Source organism: Methylobacillus sp. MM3 (assembly GCF_001645185.1).
Classification (GTDB): Bacteria; Pseudomonadota; Gammaproteobacteria; order Burkholderiales; family Methylophilaceae; genus MM2.
This window is the reverse complement of the sequence record NZ_LXTQ01000040.1, coordinates 193857-209971: the sequence shown is the minus strand read 5'-3', so window position 1 is coordinate 209971 and position 16115 is coordinate 193857. Positions and strand designations below refer to the sequence as shown.

Here is a 16115-nt window from a genome sequence, read left to right as displayed (position 1 = left end):
AAATTACAGCGCCTTGGCATGCAAGAGGCCAAGCGCCCAAGACTACAGAAGCTCCTGCATGAGTCTGCGGCCGCAGCCTCTTCCGCGGTAGCACATGCCGCCGGCGTCGAGCTTACAGCCCAAGACGCTGGCAAATCGTTGAAATTGTACCGGCCTGGTTGAGCGTATAGAAATGCAAGCCTGGCGCTCCGCCTTGCAGTAGCCGGTCGCATAATTCCGTTACTACATCCAGTCCGAAAGAACGCAACGAAGGCAGGTCTTCGCCGTAATCCTGCAGACGCAGGCGCAGCCAACGCGGAATTTCAGCTCCGCACACGGCAGAGAAGCGTGAAAGTTGCGCAAAGTTGTAAATCGGCATCACGCCGGGTACGACAGGAATCGAAATCCCCATTGCTGTGCACTCGTCCATGAAGCGAAAATAAGCGTCGGCGTTATAGAAATATTGCGTAATTGCAGCATTGGCGCCGGCATTCGCCTTGCGCTTGAATGCTTCCAGATCGGCCCGCGCCGAAGGGGATTCCGGATGAAACTCCGGATAAGCCGCCACTTCGATCTCGAACCAGTCGCCGGTTTCTTTCCGGATGAATTCCACCAGCTCGTTTGCATAGTGAAAATCGCTGGCGGCCACTTCGCCGGAAGGATGATCCCCGCGCAATGCCACCAGATGCCGGATACCCTGCTCGCGATATTGCGTCAGAATGGCCAGTATCTCGTCGCGGGTAGAGGAAATACAAGACAGGTGGGGTGCCGCCTCGGTCCCGCGCGCCTTGATTTCAAGCACCGTTTCCAACGTACGGTCGCGGGTGGAACCACCAGCACCGAAGGTCACGGAGAAAAACTTGGGGCGCAATTGCGCAAGCTGCTCGCGCGCGGCATGCAGCTTGGTCATACCCTCCGCCGTCTTGGGCGGAAAAAACTCGAAACTGATCACAGGCGTATTATTCATTTTGAATTATTAATCTTTGCCACCCAGCACGAGCGTCGACAGCACCCACGAAATCAGGCTGTAGAGCAGTGCGCCCAGTATCCCCGACCAAATACTGGCCACCTGGAAACCTTGAAGAATGCTGCCGACAAAAAAGAACAGCAGTCCGTTGATGACGAGGATAAACAGCCCCAGCGTCAGCAAGGTAACCGGCAAGGTCAGCAGTACCAGTATGGGGCGGATCAGCATATTGACCAGCCCGATGACTGCTGCCGCAATCAAGGCGCCGGCAAAGCCCGATACATGGATGGACGGCATCAGATAGGCAACAGCCAGCAGCGCCAGCGCATTGAGTAGCCAGACAACGATCAGTTTCATTGCTTCTCCTCCAGTAGCTTACTTACCCGGCCTGCCGGGCTGTTGATGCGATTAAAGTCCGATTAATAGCGGTAGTGCTCAGGCTTGTAGGGGCCGGCCTTGGACACACCGATGTAGGCAGCCTGCTCGTCGGACAGGGTCGTCAGCTGCGCATTGAGCTTCCTTAGCTGCAGGCGCGCCACCTTCTCGTCCAGGTGCTTGGGCAACGTGTACACGCCCACCGGGTAATGCGCGGTGTTGGTGTACAACTCGATCTGCGCGATGGTCTGGTTGGCGAAGGACGAACTCATCACATAGCTCGGATGGCCTGTGCCGCAGCCCAGATTCACCAGGCGCCCCTTGGCCAGCAGGATGATGCGCTTGCCGTCCGGGAAGATCACGTGATCGACCTGCGGCTTGATCTCGTCCCAGCCATAGTCAGCCAGCGAAGCGACGTCGATTTCGTTGTCGAAATGGCCGATGTTGCAAACGATGGCCTGGTCCTTCATCTTCTTCATGTGCTCGTGCGTGATCACATGGTAGTTGCCAGTTGCGGTGACGAAAATGTCGCCGTGCTCGCAGGCATAATCCATGGTCACCACGCGGTAGCCTTCCATCGCCGCCTGCAGCGCGCAGATCGGGTCGATCTCGGTCACCCACACCTGCGCCGACAATGCGCGCAATGCCTGCGCCGAGCCCTTGCCCACGTCGCCATAGCCGGCGACGACAGCAATCTTGCCAGCGACCATCACGTCAGTCGCGCGCTTGATGCCATCCACCAGCGATTCGCGGCAGCCGTAGAGGTTGTCGAACTTGGACTTGGTGACGGAGTCGTTGACATTGATGCCGGGGAACTTGAGCTCGCCGCGCTCATGCATCTGGTACAGGCGATGCACGCCAGTGGTGGTTTCTTCGGTCACGCCCTTGATCTGGGCCAAACGGGTGGAATACCAGGTTTTATCGGTCGACAGCTTGGCCTTGATCGCGTTGAACAGGCAGATTTCTTCTTCGCTGCCCGGATTGTTCAGGATGGAAATATCCTGTTCGGCGCGCGCGCCCAGATGAAGCAGCAGCGTCGCATCGCCACCGTCGTCCAGAATCATGTTGGAATAACCGCCGTCCGCCCATTCGAAAATGCGATGGGTGTAGTCCCAATATTCGTCCAGCGTTTCGCCCTTGACCGCGAACACCGGCGTGCCGCCCGCGGCGATCGCGGCGGCGGCGTGGTCTTGCGTTGAATAGATATTGCAAGAGGCCCAGCGCACTTCGGCACCCAGGTCCTTCAGCGTTTCGATCAGCACCGCGGTCTGGATCGTCATATGCAGCGAACCGGTGATGCGCGCACCTTTGAGCGGCTGGGCTTGCGCGTATTCCTCGCGGATCGCCATCAAACCGGGCATTTCGGTCTCGGCAATGGCGATTTCCTTGCGGCCCCAGGCGGCAAGGCTCATATCGGCAACAACGTAGTCTTTGAAGTCAGCCACAGTATTCATGTCATTCATCCTGAAAATGTGGCCGGAGGGAAGGGGGAGACTGCTCACCCGTTTCCCGTGCCCGGCACGGTTAGAGGCAAGCGCAGTTCATCGAAACCGAGCCTGGCGGAGAACTCCGTCGCAGCGCTTCTCGGTAAGTCGGCAATTATAAAGCCGATTCGGCTTTTTGCAATGTGCGTCCAAAATGAAAAACGGCGATGCACCGAAATGCATCGCCGTCCTGGCAGCCATAATGGATGGCGGTTTACAGACCGGCGTCAGCCCGCAAGGCTTGTGCCTTGTCGATGGCTTCCCATGTAAACTCCGGCTCGTCGCGGCCGAAATGTCCGTAAGCAGCCGTCTTGGCATAAATCGGCCGCAACAAATCCAGCATCTTGACGATACCCTTGGGGCGCAGGTCGAAATGACGCAGCACCAGCTCCGTCAATTTTTCGTTGCTGACCTTGCCTGTACCGTAGGTTTCCACCATGACGCTGGTCGGACGCGCAACGCCGATGGCATACGATATCTGCACCGAGCAGCGGGAAGCCAGCCCGGCAGCGACGATGTTCTTGGCGACATAGCGACCGGCATAAGCTGCGGAACGGTCCACCTTGGAAGGATCCTTGCCGGAAAAGGCGCCGCCGCCGTGCGGACTGGAGCCGCCATAGGTGTCGACAATGATCTTGCGCCCGGTAAGGCCGCAATCGCCTTGCGGGCCGCCGATCACGAAGCGGCCGGTCGGGTTGACCAGATACTTGATTTCACCCTTGATCAGCTCCTTGGGCAGCACCGGCTTGATGATGTCTTCGATCACCGCTTCGCGGATCGCGTCGAGGTGCATTTCCGGCGCGTGCTGCGTGGATAGCACCACGGTATCGATAGAATCCGGCTTGCCGTCCACGTAACGCACGGTCACTTGCGATTTGGCGTCCGGGCGCAGCCAGGGCAGGCGGCCATCCTTGCGCAAATGCGACTGGCGCTCTACCAGGCGGTGCGCCAGCCAGATCGGCAGCGGCATCAGTTGCGGGGTTTCGTCACAGGCATAGCCGAACATCAGGCCCTGGTCGCCGGCACCCTGGTCGAGCGGATCGTCATGCGCGCCGTCCACGCCCTGGGCGATATCCGGCGATTGCTTGTCATAGGCCACCAGCACTGCACAGCCCTTGTAGTCGATGCCGTACTCGGTATTGTCGTAACCGATGCGCTTGATGGTGTCGCGCGCCACCTTGATGTAATCGACATTGGCGGTAGTCGTAATTTCACCTGCCAGCACGACCAGGCCGGTATTGGTCAGTGTCTCTGCAGCCACGCGCGCAGTCGGATCCTGCGCCAGGATCGCATCGAGGATGGAGTCGGAAATCTGATCCGCAACCTTGTCGGGATGCCCTTCGGACACGGATTCGGAGGTAAAGAGGTAATCGCTCATACAATATTATTGTGCGGTAAAAGGTTGCTAGAATAACAAATTACACTCTGACTGAAAAAAGAATTCATGCTCACCCGGTTGCTGCGTATCGTCGCACGCCTGCCCTTGCCTCTGATACACGCCATCGGCACTATCGTCGGTTGGTTGTACTTCGGCACAGGAAGAATGGCCCGGCGCACGCGTATCAATGTTGCCGCCAGCGGCGTCGCACGCGACGAAGCCGAACTAAAAACCATCATCCGCCGCAGCATGGCCGAATCCGGCAAAGGGGCGCTGGAAATCATCGCCATCTGGCTACTCCCGCAGAAAAAAATCCTCAAGTGGATGCGCGCCTGCGACGGCTGGGAGCATGTAGAAGAAGCGTGGCGTGACAATCGCGGCATTATTTTCCTCACGCCGCATCTTGGTTGCTTTGAAATCACCGCTCAGTATTACGCCGCCCATCGACCGATCAGCGTACTTTATCGTCCGCCCCGTCAGGCATGGCTCGAACCATTGATTCAGTCCGGCCGGGCACGCGGCGGCATCAGGCTTGCGCCAACTACGCTCATGGGCGTGCGCGAACTGGTAAAAACCTTGAAAAAAGGTGGCGCCATCGGCATCCTTCCGGACCAGAATCCCGGTAGAAACGAAGGCGAATGGGCGGATTTTTTCGGACGCCCGGCCTATACCATGACGCTGGCACACCGCCTGGCGCAATCGACCGGAGCCAGGGTACTGATGGCCTTCGGCGAAAGGTTGTCGTGGGGGCGCGGCTATGCAATGCATATTGAACCTTTGGACGCAGACCCGACGCCAGCAGCCATCAACAAGGCCATCGAACAATTGGTCCGGCGAAAACCGGAGCAATACCTGTGGAGTTATCCGCGGCATCGCCGACCCAAAGGCGTCGAGTTGCCACCCGTTGCTGTTCCCGCCGGAACGCATGACTTAGAATAAGCACAATGAAACTCAAATTTACAAAAATGCAGGGTGTGGGCAACGATTTCGTCGTCATCGACGCCATCCGCCAGAATGTCTCGCTCACACCGGAGCAAATCCGTTTCCTGGCGGACCGCCATTTCGGAGTCGGCTGCGATCAGTTGCTGTTGGTGGAAAAGCCGTCCGTTGCCGATGCGGATTTCCGTTATCGCATTTTCAATGCCGATGGCGGCGAGGTCGAGCAGTGCGGCAATGGCGCGCGTTGCTTCGTGCGATTCGTGCACGACCAGCAGCTCACGACCAAGCACGAAATCCGCGTCGAAACTGCACGCGGCATCATCCTGCCGCGCTTGGAAGATAACGGACAGGTCACGGTGGACATGGGTGCGCCGCGCTTCATTCCTTCCGACATTCCTTTTGCTGCAGCGGAGCAAGCGCTCACCTATGCATTGAATGTCGATGGCACGTCAGTCGACATTGGCGCAGTCTCGATGGGCAACCCCCATGCCGTACAGCTTGTCGACAATGTGGATACCGCACCCGTCACCGAACAAGGCCCGCTGATCGAGCATCACGCGCGCTTCCCGCAGCGCGTCAACGCAGGATTCATGCAGCTCGTCGACGATCACCATATCCGGCTGCGCGTTTTCGAACGGGGCTCGGGCGAAACGCTGGCCTGCGGCACAGGCGCCTGCGCGGCGGTCGTGACCGGCATCCGGCTGAACAAGCTCGTATCGCCCGTCACCGTTGTGATGCGCGGCGGCGAACTGACCATACGCTGGGACGGCGGCAGCAATCCGGTGTTGATGACCGGCCCTGCCGTGACAGTATTCGAAGGCGAAATTACACTCTAGAAAAATTAGCAGAAGGCACACCATGCAAACGACCGACGACCAACTGACAGAATATCTGCGCGCGAACCCCGGATTCTTTGAACGTAACGCGCATCTTTTAACGGAAATCTACCTGCCCAGCCCGCATGGCAGCGGCACGATTTCGCTGGCCGAGCGTCAGCAACTGGCACAACGCGACAAGATCCGCATCCTGGAAGCCAAGCTATCCGAGCTGATTCAGTTTGGCGAAGAAAACGACGTCATCAGCGACAAGGTGCACCGCCTGACACTTGGCATTCTCGCCGCGCGCAGCTTCGATGCGCTGGTGCAAATGGTGATGCACAACCTGCGTGAAGACTTCCAGGTGCCGCACGTCGCGATACGTCTGTGGGCCCAGCCGCAAAGCGAAGCAGATACCGGCGACGAATTCAATCCGGTCGACGAGACCCTGCGCAACTGGGCGCAAGGCTTGAATGCCCCTTACTGCGGCCATAACCCTTCGCTCAATCTGGATGGCTGGTTCGGTGAAACGAACGCCCCGCTCAAATCCTTTGCCCTGATCCCGCTGCGCGGCGAAAATGTATTCGGACTGCTGGCCATGGCCAGCGAAGACCCGAAGCGCTTCTATCCGGAAATGGGCACGCTGTACCTGAAGCGCATCGGCGAGTTGCTGAGCGTCGCGCTGCTGCGCTATATCCTCTAGCGCGATTCAACGGCAACTTGGACTTTCTGGCGGCCTACCTCGACCATCTGGCTCACGAGCGGGGCCTGAGCCCACTCACTTGCGAGAACTACGCCCGCGACATCCGCACTCTGAAGGAACTTGCGGGCGACACCTCCTTCCAGGAATTGAAAGCGGCGCATATCCGCCGTTTCGTCGCGGCCCTGCATGGGCGCGGCATCGGGGGCAAAAGCATCGCTCGCATGCTGTCCGCCTGGCGCGGGTTCTTCGCTTACCTGGCGCGCCGCCACGGCATCGATAACAACCCCTGCATCGGCATGCGTCCGCCGAAGTCGGCGAAAACCCTTCCCCAGGCCCTTTCACCGGAGCAGGCCACAAAGCTGGTGGACGTGAAAGACGATGACACCCTTGCCGCCCGCGATCACGCGATACTGGAGTTGTTCTACTCCTCCGGTCTGCGCCTCGCGGAACTGGTCGGCCTCGACCTCGGCGGGCTGGATCTGGCCGAGGGCACCGTCACCGTCACCGGCAAGGGCAACAAGACGCGCATCGTTCCCGTCGGGCAATATGCCATTGCCGCCATCAAGACTTGGCTGCCGCAGCGCGCCTTGCTGAAAGCGGAGGATGAAAATGCGCTATTTGTCAGCCGCAACGGCAAGCGACTGACCCCGCGCGCCGTGCAATATCGTCTGAAAACCTGGGCGATCAAACAAGGCATCGCCGGGAATGTGCACCCGCACATGCTGCGCCACAGTTTTGCAACGCATGTTCTGCAATCCAGCGGCGACTTGCGCGCCGTGCAGGAAATGCTGGGGCACGCCAATATCAGCACGACGCAGGTCTATACGCATCTGGATTTTCAGCACCTGGCAAAAGTGTACGATCAGGCACATCCTCGAGCCAAAAAGAACAAACCCTGAAATCGACTGTCATGAATAGTCTTGTCACGAATACCTGACAAGCCAGCTCGGCTTTTTGTGGCAAAATACACCACTCGAATTTTTTAATCCCCGCAAGAAAGGACTCCAAATGGAACATCAACTCCCCGCGCTGCCTTACGCCAAGGATGCTCTGGCACCGCATATCTCCGCCGAAACCATGGAATACCATTACGGCAAGCATCATCAGACCTACGTGACCAATCTGAACAACCTGATCAAGGGCACGGAATTCGAGAATGCCGCTCTGGAAGACATCATCAAGAAGTCTTCCGGCGGCCTCTACAACAATTCCGCGCAAGTGTGGAACCACACCTTTTTCTGGAACAGCATGAAGCCGAACGGCGGCAGCGCTCCCAAGGGCGCACTGGCCGAAGCCATTGACAAGAAATGGGGCAGCTTCGATGAATTCAAGAAGGCATTCCAGGCTTCTGCCGTGGGTAACTTCGGTTCCGGCTGGACCTGGCTGGTGAAGAAGGCTGACGGTTCGGTGGATATCGTCAACATGGGCGCGGCCGGCACTCCGCTGACCACCGGCGACAAGGCGCTGCTGACCATCGACGTATGGGAGCACGCTTACTATATCGACTATCGCAACCTGCGCGCGAAGTTCGTGGAAAACTTCCTGAACAGCCTCGCCAACTGGGATTTCGCCGAAACCAATTTCGCCTAAGCAGTTCTTTGCTGGCAAAATGAATACGCCGTTGAGCCCAGTCTCAACGGCGTTTTTTATCGCTCAAAAACGAGAGAACGAATGTCCTGTGAATTATGCGACCAGCCTGGCGGCGAGATCCTGTGGCAAAACGACCTTTGCCGCGCGATATGGGTCAACGATGCGCACTATCCCGGCTTCTGCCGCGTCATCCTCAACCGTCACGTCAAGGAAATGACCGACCTGGGCGAATCGGAGCGGGCGCAATTGATGCACGCCGTCTTTGCCGTGGAATTCGCGGTACGCGAGGTGATAAAGCCCGACAAGATCAATCTCGCAAGCTTGGGCAATGTGGTACCGCACCTGCATTGGCATATCATCCCGCGCTTTGCCGACGACCGGCACTTTCCGAACCCGATCTGGGGAGAGGCAAAACGAGAAATCCCATTGCTGCCGCCCATGCCCGAGCTTGCCGGCAAGCTGCGCCTGGCACTGCATAAGGTACTGGTCGATAAAACCCTGGCGTAGCGTAATCCTGTAGAACGCTAGACCTGCAACCGCTCCACCACCTTGCCCTGCTTGAGGTGGCTTTCGATGATTTCGTCGATGTCTTCCTTATCGACAAACGTATACCAGATCGCTTCCGGGTACACCACCAGCAAGGGCCCTTCGTCGCAACGATCGAAGCAGCCGGCGCGGTTGACACGCACCTTGCCCTTGCCGTTCATGCCGAGCTTCTTGACCTGTTTCTTGGCGTACTCGAACATGCCTTCCGCATCATGATCGCAGCAGCAGGCGGCGCCGTCATCGCGGCGGTTAAGGCAGAAAAAAACGTGGCGCTCGTAATAGGATGGCCTTGCAGGCATGCTCACAACTAATCTCCAGAATAAAGCGTGTCTTCGCGGGTAAAGGTCCAGGTGCGGGTAATTTCGATGATATCCGTATCCTGGCGCACCTCTTCGGGAAATGCCGCATAAGGGGCGGCGAGCTCGACGATGCGTTGCGCCGCTTCATCCAATATGGGATGCCCCGAACTCCGATTGAGTTCGATTTTTTCGATGCTGCCGTCGGCGCGTATGGATACCGTCAGTTGTAACCGGCCATAGAGCTTATGCTCCTTGGCTGCGGCCGGATAGTTGAGATTACCCACTTTTTCAACCTTCTGCCGCCATGCCTCGACATAGCTGGCAAAGCGATATTCACGGACGCGCGCGCCGATGAATTTGCGTTTCGGGCGCTTCTGATAGGCATCCATGTTCTTGGAAAGTTGCGCCTCAAGGCGAGCGGCGTCGAGACTGCGCGCCACGAGATCGGCGGTATTGATGACCGTAGGCTTTTCCTCGTGCTTGCCCTGGTCCGGCTCCACGGCTTCGGCCTGTTGCGTCGGCGCGCTCTCTATCTTTTGCGGCGACTGCGGCTTGGTCATTACCTCCTGCGCCGGCTTTTCCTGCTCGGCGATATGCTGCTGCTTGCGCGGAGCTTCAGATTGCTTCGCAGCTGCCTTGACCTTGGCCTGCTTCGTTTCAGCAGCAAGCTTGGTAGCGGACTCGTCGGGCGGAGTCTTGGGTACCGGCAGGGGCGATTTCATCTGCCGGTCGGCATCGGTATTGCCGCCGCGGTCGAGATTGGATTGCGCCAACGCCTCGGCCTTCTTCGGGGCCTCCTTGGTCTTGGCGTTGACCAGCACCACTTCAAGCGCTTTCGCCTTGTCTTGCAGTTTCTTTTCTTCCGGCTTGACGAAGCCGAGACCCACTATCAGCACGGCATGCGCGACGACTGAAAACACGAGGGCGACACCCAGCGTGCTTTTGATCCAGTCAACGATACCGTTCAAATTTCCAACCTCTCCAACAATTTCTGGTGAATACCGCCGAAACCGCCGTTGCTCATCACCAGGATATGATCGCCGGGGCGGGCTTCACTCGCAATGGCCTCGATCAACTGCCCGAGATCGTCGCTCGCCGAGGCTGTCGTGCCCAGCGGCTCCAGAGCAGCAGCGGCATCCCACCCAAGATTGGCGGCGTAGCAAAATACGCGATCGGCATCTTTCAGGCTGCCTGGCAGTGCTGCCTTCATCACGCCCAGCTTCATGGTATTCGAGCGCGGCTCGAGCACCGCTAGGATACGCGCATTGCCGACCTTGGCGCGAAGGCCGGCCACCGTCGTTTCGATGGCGGTGGGATGATGCGCGAAATCGTCATAGACCGTAATGTCGTTGACCGTACCGCGCACTTCCATGCGGCGCTTCACGTTGCGAAACGCGCTTAAACCGTCAATGCCTACGCCCACCGGCACACCCACGTGGCGCGCCGCGGCCAGCACGGCCAGCGCATTCATCCGGTTATGCTCGCCCAGCAACTCCCATTGCACGCGGCCTTGCGCTTTGCCGTTGAGCAGCACTTCGAAACTGCCATCGCTCTCAGCTTCGCCCGCAGCCCATCCGTCTTCAATCCCGAAGCGTTCCACCGGCGTCCAGCAGCCGCGTTGCAGCACGCGATCGAGGCTTTCCTCCCGGCCGTTGGCGACCACCAGCCCCTGGCCGGGCACGGTGCGCACCAGATGATGAAACTGGGTCTCAATGGCGGCGAGATCGGCAAAGATGTCCGCATGGTCGAATTCGAGGTTGTTGAGCACTGCGGTGCGCGGGCGGTAGTGCACGAACTTGGAACGCTTGTCGAAAAATGCGGTGTCGTATTCGTCCGCTTCGATCACGAAAAACGGCGAACGGCCGTTCGGTTCCTGGCGCGGCGCACCGGGCAGTCGCGCGGAAACGCCGAAATTCTCGGGTACTCCGCCGATCAAAAAACCAGGCGCCAGCCCGGCATATTCCAGCACCCAGGCCAGCATGGAACTGGTTGTCGTCTTGCCGTGCGTACCCGCGACAGCGAGTACCCACTTGTCCTGCAACACATTCTCCGCCAGCCATTGCGGGCCGGAAATATACGGCAGGCCGCGATTGAGGATTTCCTCCATCAGCGGATTGCCGCGCGACACGACGTTGCCGATGACGAAAATATCCGGCTTCAATGCCAGCTGTTCGCTGCCGAAACCTTCGATGAGCTCGATGCCCTGTGCCTCGAGCTGCGTGCTCATCGGCGGATAGACATTGGCGTCGCAACCCGTGACGCGATGGCCGGCAGCTTTCGCCAGGACGGCGATGCCGCCCATGAAGGTGCCGCAAATTCCGAGAATATGAATATGCATCAATGTTTCGCTGTTTGTTTGTCGGAGGATTTCCGGTCCATCTTCATCCCGTTGCCGTTGATCTTCATCAGGCTCGCGAGAATGTTACCGGAGTCGGTGCTACCGTTGACGTTGGTAATGACCAGCCTGCCCTGCCCTTGTTGCATGTCGTTGCGGAAATCGTAGATTGCTCCGATCACGGTGAGCTTGCCCTCTGCCACCTCATGCGAGAACTTCTTCAACGCATAGGCGACCTGATTGTTTACGTTGCCATCGATGCCGCGCAGGATTTCCGCTGCGTCATCGTTTTTGGGGTTCCTGGCCGGCAACTTGATGGTGACGAGTTCGCGCTTGATGGCGGGCGATTCTTTTGAAAAATCGCCCCGCGCAGCCTTGATCGCGCCGCAGGCGGAATGGCCGACGATGATCAGCAAAGGCGTATGCAGATGATGCACGCCGTATTCCACCGAACCTTCGGCCGTGGAAATCTGGTTGCCGATGTTGCGCACCATGAACAGATCGCCGTCGGGCGTTTGATCAAACGCGTGGGTATGTACGCGCGAGTCGGAACAGGTCACCACCGTCGCGCGCGGGTGCTGCCCGTCGGTAAACGGCTTGTAATAATCGGCTTTGTGCGTTTTCGCGAACGCCGAGTTGTCGTCCATCAGGTTGCGAATAATCCCCCGCAATTGCCCGGCCTCATCGCCTTGCCCTTCTTCGCTGGCAGACACCGAAAAGGCCGCCGCAAGTAGCGACACCACAAACCCCACGCGCAAAAAATTCACTGTTTATCCTTATTGTGATTACCAGCGGCCAGCCATCAAAACCGCATCAAGACAGGTTGGGCGCCAGCCAGCGTTCCAGATATTCCCTGGGCAAGCCGCGCCGCGCGGCCATATCGTTCAACTGGTCTTCGCCGATCTTGTCGACGCTGAAGTATCTGGATTCAGGATGCGCCAGATAAAAACCCGACACCGCTGCGGCCGGCGTCATCGCAAACGATTCGGTAAGGCTCATGCCGATCTCCTCGGGACGCAAAAGCTTGAATATATCCGGCTTGACCGTATGGTCCGGGCAAGCCGGGTAACCTGGCGCGGGGCGAATGCCGTGATATTGTTCCTTGATGAGCTCGACGTTGCTGAGTTTTTCGTCATGCGCATAGCCCCACAGGTCGACGCGCACCCGTTCGTGCAGATACTCGGCAAACGCCTCGGCGAGACGATCGGCCAGCGATTTCAGCAGGATGCTGTTGTAATCGTCGTGCGCGTCAAGGAAACGCTTTTCGTATTTCTCCACGCCCAGCCCGGCGGTCACCGCGAACAGGCCGATATAATCCCCGACGCCCGACGCTTTGGGCGCGATGAAATCGGCCAGGCACTGGTTCGGGCGCGGCACGCCGTCGATCACCGGTTTCACCGTCTGCTGGCGCATGCCGTACCAGGTAAAGGCCACTTCGCTGCGCGTTTCGTCGGTATAAATCTCGATATCGTCATCGTTGACGCTGTTCGCCGGCAGGAGCGCGATCACCCCGCTGGCAGTCAGCCAACGGCCGTCGATGATCTTCTTCAGCATTGCGCGGCCTTCCTGCAATAGCTTGGTCGCTGCTTCGCCGACGATCTTGTCTTCGAGGATGGCCGGATAGGCGCCCGCCAGATCCCAGGTCTGGAAGAACGGGCCCCAGTCAATGTACTCGGCCAACATCGCCAGATCGAAATTATCTATTACCCGGCGACCAATGAATTTTGGCTTTACCGGCGCGCTCGGGCCGGTAAATTCCACTTTCATCTTGTTGGCACGCGCATCGGCCAATGTCAGCAGCGGGATGCCTTTCTTGCCGGCATGCTGCGTGCGCACGCGGTCGTAATCGTTTGCCACTTCGGCAATGTAGGCGTCGCGCTGCTCAGGAGTGAGCAGGGACTGCATTACCGATACCGAGCGCGAAGCGTCCGGCACGTAAATTACCGGACCTTCGTAATGCGGCGCGATCTTGACGGCAGTATGCGCGCGCGACGTTGTCGCGCCGCCAATCAGCAAGGGCATTTTCACGCCGCTGAAATACGGGTCGCGTTGCATTTCGCGGGCAACGTGCGCCATTTCTTCCAGCGACGGCGTGATCAGGCCGGAAAGACCGATGATGTCGGCGTTCTCCGCTTTGGCCATCGCCAGGATTTCCGACGCCGGCACCATCACGCCCATGTTCACCACCTCGAAGTTGTTGCACTGCAGCACCACCGAGACGATGTTCTTGCCGATGTCATGCACGTCGCCCTTGACCGTCGCAATGACGACCTTGCCCTTGGGCTTGGCGACGATGCCGGTACGCTCCTGCTCCAGGCGTTTTTCTTCCTCGATGAACGGGATCAGGTGCGCCACGGCCTGCTTCATCACGCGCGCCGACTTGACTACCTGCGGCAGGAACATCTTGCCCTGACCGAACAAATCGCCGACGACATTCATGCCGTCCATCAGCGGGCCTTCGATCACGTTGATCGGCCGGCCGCCGCCTTGCATGATCTGCTGACGCGCCTCTTCGGTGTCCTCGACGATAAAGTCGGTGATGCCGTGCACCATCGCGTGCTCGAGACGCTTGTTGACCGGCACCGGGTTTTCCGGTGTACCGCGCCATTCCCGGATGGAAGCTTCTTTCTTGCCGCCTGCCTTGAGCGTCCCGGCAATTTCGATCATGCGTTCGGTCGCCTCAGGGCGGCGGTTCAGCACCACATCCTCGACGCGCTCGCGCAACTCGGAGTCGAGGTCATCATAAACGCCCATCATGCCGGCGTTGACGATGCCCATGGTCATGCCGGCCTGGATCGCGTGATAGAGGAATACGGTGTGGATGGCTTCGCGCGCAGGATCATTGCCGCGGAAGCTGAAACTCACATTGGACACGCCGCCGGAAATCTTCGCATACGGCAGGTTCTGCTTGATCCAGCGCGTCGCATTGATGAAATCGACCGCGTAGTTGTTGTGTTCTTCGATGCCCGTCGCAATCGCAAAAATATTGGGGTCGAAGATGATGTCCTCGGGAGGGAAATCGACTTTCTCCACCAGCAGGTCATAGGCGCGCTTGCAGATTTCGGTCTTGCGTTCGAAGGTATCGGCCTGGCCCTTTTCATCGAAAGCCATCACGATCACCGCGGCGCCGTAGCGGCGGCAAAGTTTGGCCTGACGCAGGAACTCCTCCTCGCCTTCCTTCATCGAGATCGAGTTGACGATGGATTTGCCTTGCACGCACTTGAGGCCGGCCTCGATCACCGTCCACTTGGAAGAGTCGATCATCACCGGCACGCGGGCGATGTCCGGCTCGGAGGCGATGAGATTGAGGAAATGCGTCATCGCGGCGACCGCGTCCAGCATGCCCTCGTCCATGTTGATATCGATCACCTGCGCGCCGTTCTCAACCTGCTGCCGCGCGACGCTGAGCGCTTCCTCGTACTGCCCGTTGAGTATCATGCGCGCGAAAGCCTTGGAGCCGGTGACGTTGGTGCGTTCGCCGACGTTCACGAACAGCGAGCTGTCGTCGATGACGAAAGGCTCCAGTCCGGAAAGCCGCGTGGCAACCGGCACATCCGGAATCCTGCGCGGCGCAATGCCCTGCACTTCCTCGGCAATCGCCTGGATATGCGGCGGCGTGGTGCCGCAACAGCCGCCGGCGATATTCACGAAACCGCTCTCGGCAAACTCCCTCAGCAGCGAGGACGTATCCTGGGGCTTTTCGTCGAAACCGGTGTCGGACATCGGGTTAGGCAGACCGGCATTCGGGTAGATGCAGACATAGGTATCGGCGATCCTGGCCAGCTCTTCCGCGTACGGACGCATCAGCGTCGCGCCCAGCGCGCAGTTGAGGCCGATGGTCAGAGGCCGCGCGTGACGCACGGAATTCCAGAACGCAGACACCGTCTGCCCCGAGAGGATACGGCCCGACGCATCGGTCACCGTACCGGAAATCATGATGGGCAGGCGCGTGCCGGTTTCCTCGAAGAAACTGTCGATAGCGAACAAGGCCGCCTTGCAGTTGAGCGTATCGAAAATGGTCTCGACCATCAGGATATCGGCGCCGCCTTCCACCAGCCCGCGCGTTTGCTCCAGATAGGCCGCAACCAGCTGATCGAACGTCACATTACGCGCCGCCGGATCGTTGACGTCAGGCGAAATCGACGCGGTCTTGGGCGTCGGCCCCAATGCGCCGGCGACGAAGCGCGGCTTGTCCGGCGTCGAATATTTGTCGCACGCCGAACGCGCCAGCCTGGCGGCCTCGACGTTCATCTCGTAGACGAGATGCGCCATGTGGTAATCGTCCTGCGCCACCTTGGTCGCACCGAAAGTATTGGTCTCGACGATATCCGCACCAGCGACCAGGTATTGTTCGTGGATTTCCTGGATAACATGCGGTTGCGTCAGCGTCAGCAGCTCGTTGTTGCCCTTGACGAACAGTTCGCGCTCGCCGGCGGGTGCCGCGAAGTCCTTGAAACGTTCGCCGCGATAATCCTGTTCTGTCAATTTGTATTGCTGGATCATCGTCCCCATCGCGCCATCCAGGATCATGATGCGGCGAGACAATATCTCGCGCAAACGGGCTTCGGTCGGGGAAATGGCGTGGGGCAAAATGGCGTCCTGTTTCATTGGATTCTTGAAAAGAAAACAACCGGCTTCGTTGGCAAAGCGAGCCGGCTCGGGCTTAACTGTTTAATTATAGAATACTTGCGGTATTGAGGCACTC

Annotated in this window: 15 protein-coding genes and 1 riboswitch; of the genes, 6 read left to right on the top strand and 9 right to left on the bottom strand. The window is 58.7% G+C overall.

Translation table 11 applies throughout. The annotated features are described in order from the left end of the window. Positions 1-112 precede the first annotated feature (112 nt). From metF to metK, 4 genes are all read right to left on the bottom strand, one after another. The gene (gene metF / locus A7976_RS11395; protein ID WP_067111737.1) at positions 113-946 is read right to left on the bottom strand and encodes a methylenetetrahydrofolate reductase [NAD(P)H]; all 834 of its coding nucleotides are present in this window, start codon (positions 944-946) and stop codon (positions 113-115) included. A 9-nt stretch (positions 947-955) separates the two neighbouring features. Beyond that, positions 956-1303, bottom strand: a complete 348-nt coding sequence (locus A7976_RS11390) for a phage holin family protein (RefSeq protein ID WP_067111733.1) — start codon at positions 1301-1303, stop codon at positions 956-958. 62 nt (positions 1304-1365) lie between these two features. Beyond that, entirely contained in the window at positions 1366-2775 is a 1410-nt protein-coding gene (ahcY, locus tag A7976_RS11385; protein WP_067111730.1) for an adenosylhomocysteinase, read from the bottom strand. Positions 2776-2846: 71 nt separating this feature from the next. Further along, a riboswitch (S-adenosyl-L-homocysteine riboswitch) is annotated at positions 2847-2913 on the bottom strand. Between the two features lie 106 nt (positions 2914-3019). Next, a complete protein-coding gene (metK, locus tag A7976_RS11380) occupies positions 3020-4183 on the bottom strand; it encodes a methionine adenosyltransferase (RefSeq protein ID WP_067111726.1) in 1164 nt (387 codons plus the stop codon). Positions 4184-4249: 66 nt separating this feature from the next. Between metK and A7976_RS11375 the strand changes: the two genes are divergently transcribed. The 6 genes from A7976_RS11375 to A7976_RS11350 all read left to right on the top strand — a co-directional run bounded on the left by A7976_RS11375 (position 4250) and on the right by A7976_RS11350 (position 8737). Beyond that, complete coding sequence (locus tag A7976_RS11375; protein WP_067111723.1) at positions 4250-5122, top strand: lysophospholipid acyltransferase family protein; 873 nt, start codon at positions 4250-4252, stop codon at positions 5120-5122. Positions 5123-5127: 5 nt separating this feature from the next. Then, positions 5128-5958, top strand: coding sequence for a diaminopimelate epimerase (gene dapF, locus A7976_RS11370; RefSeq protein WP_088178427.1), 831 nt, complete (start codon positions 5128-5130; stop codon positions 5956-5958). A 22-nt stretch (positions 5959-5980) separates the two neighbouring features. Beyond that, positions 5981-6640, top strand: a complete 660-nt coding sequence (locus A7976_RS11365; RefSeq protein WP_067111717.1) for a DUF484 family protein — start codon at positions 5981-5983, stop codon at positions 6638-6640. Between the two features lie 17 nt (positions 6641-6657). Further along, positions 6658-7539 (top strand): tyrosine recombinase XerC, encoded by an 882-nt coding sequence (xerC, locus tag A7976_RS11360; protein ID WP_067111714.1) that lies wholly within the window; start codon positions 6658-6660, stop codon positions 7537-7539. A gap of 109 nt (positions 7540-7648) precedes the next feature. Continuing rightward, on the top strand, positions 7649-8230 hold the full coding sequence (locus tag A7976_RS11355; protein ID WP_067111711.1) for a superoxide dismutase: 582 nt from the start codon (positions 7649-7651) through the stop codon (positions 8228-8230). 81 nt (positions 8231-8311) lie between these two features. Next, positions 8312-8737 carry an HIT family protein gene (locus A7976_RS11350; protein WP_067111708.1) on the top strand — a complete coding sequence of 142 codons (426 nt, stop codon included), beginning with the start codon at positions 8312-8314 and terminating at the stop codon, positions 8735-8737. 17 nt (positions 8738-8754) lie between these two features. On the opposite strand, the gene A7976_RS11345 is transcribed toward A7976_RS11350, so the two are convergent. From A7976_RS11345 to metH, 5 genes are read right to left on the bottom strand one after another with little or no spacing between them, the layout of a single operon-like run. Further along, the gene (locus tag A7976_RS11345) at positions 8755-9075 is read right to left on the bottom strand and encodes a ferredoxin (protein WP_067112062.1); all 321 of its coding nucleotides are present in this window, start codon (positions 9073-9075) and stop codon (positions 8755-8757) included. Between the two features lie 8 nt (positions 9076-9083). After that, positions 9084-10043, bottom strand: coding sequence for an energy transducer TonB (locus A7976_RS11340; protein WP_067111704.1), 960 nt, complete (start codon positions 10041-10043; stop codon positions 9084-9086). Beyond that, entirely contained in the window at positions 10040-11413 is a 1374-nt protein-coding gene (mpl, locus tag A7976_RS11335) for a UDP-N-acetylmuramate:L-alanyl-gamma-D-glutamyl-meso-diaminopimelate ligase (RefSeq protein WP_067111701.1), read from the bottom strand. The genes A7976_RS11340 and mpl overlap by 4 nt, the downstream gene beginning before the upstream one ends. Further along, positions 11413-12177, bottom strand: a complete 765-nt coding sequence (locus tag A7976_RS11330; RefSeq protein ID WP_067111698.1) for a carbonic anhydrase — start codon at positions 12175-12177, stop codon at positions 11413-11415. Before A7976_RS11330 ends, mpl begins: the two co-directional genes overlap by 1 nt. Before the next feature lie 46 nt (positions 12178-12223). Then, positions 12224-16018: a methionine synthase gene (gene metH / locus A7976_RS11325; RefSeq protein WP_067111695.1), complete on the bottom strand. Its 3795-nt coding sequence runs from the start codon at positions 16016-16018 to the stop codon at positions 12224-12226. Between the last annotated feature and the right edge of the window lie 97 nt (positions 16019-16115).

Bases quoted from the DNA above. Each gene is read 5' to 3' on its own strand.
- metF (WP_067111737.1), bottom strand. From the start codon at position 946: ATGAATAATACGCCTGTGATCAGTTTCGAGTTTTTTCCGCCCAAGACG.
- A7976_RS11390 (WP_067111733.1), bottom strand. From the start codon at position 1,303: ATGAAACTGATCGTTGTCTGGCTACTCAATGCGCTGGCGCTGCTGGCT.
- ahcY (WP_067111730.1), bottom strand. From the start codon at position 2,775: ATGAATACTGTGGCTGACTTCAAAGACTACGTTGTTGCCGATATGAGC.
- metK (WP_067111726.1), bottom strand. From the start codon at position 4,183: ATGAGCGATTACCTCTTTACCTCCGAATCCGTGTCCGAAGGGCATCCC.
- A7976_RS11375 (WP_067111723.1), top strand. From the start codon at position 4,250: ATGCTCACCCGGTTGCTGCGTATCGTCGCACGCCTGCCCTTGCCTCTG.
- dapF (WP_088178427.1), top strand. From the start codon at position 5,128: ATGAAACTCAAATTTACAAAAATGCAGGGTGTGGGCAACGATTTCGTC.
- A7976_RS11365 (WP_067111717.1), top strand. From the start codon at position 5,981: ATGCAAACGACCGACGACCAACTGACAGAATATCTGCGCGCGAACCCC.
- A7976_RS11355 (WP_067111711.1), top strand. From the start codon at position 7,649: ATGGAACATCAACTCCCCGCGCTGCCTTACGCCAAGGATGCTCTGGCA.
- A7976_RS11350 (WP_067111708.1), top strand. From the start codon at position 8,312: ATGTCCTGTGAATTATGCGACCAGCCTGGCGGCGAGATCCTGTGGCAA.
- A7976_RS11345 (WP_067112062.1), bottom strand. From the start codon at position 9,075: ATGCCTGCAAGGCCATCCTATTACGAGCGCCACGTTTTTTTCTGCCTT.
- mpl (WP_067111701.1), bottom strand. From the start codon at position 11,413: ATGCATATTCATATTCTCGGAATTTGCGGCACCTTCATGGGCGGCATC.
- metH (WP_067111695.1), bottom strand. From the start codon at position 16,018: ATGAAACAGGACGCCATTTTGCCCCACGCCATTTCCCCGACCGAAGCC.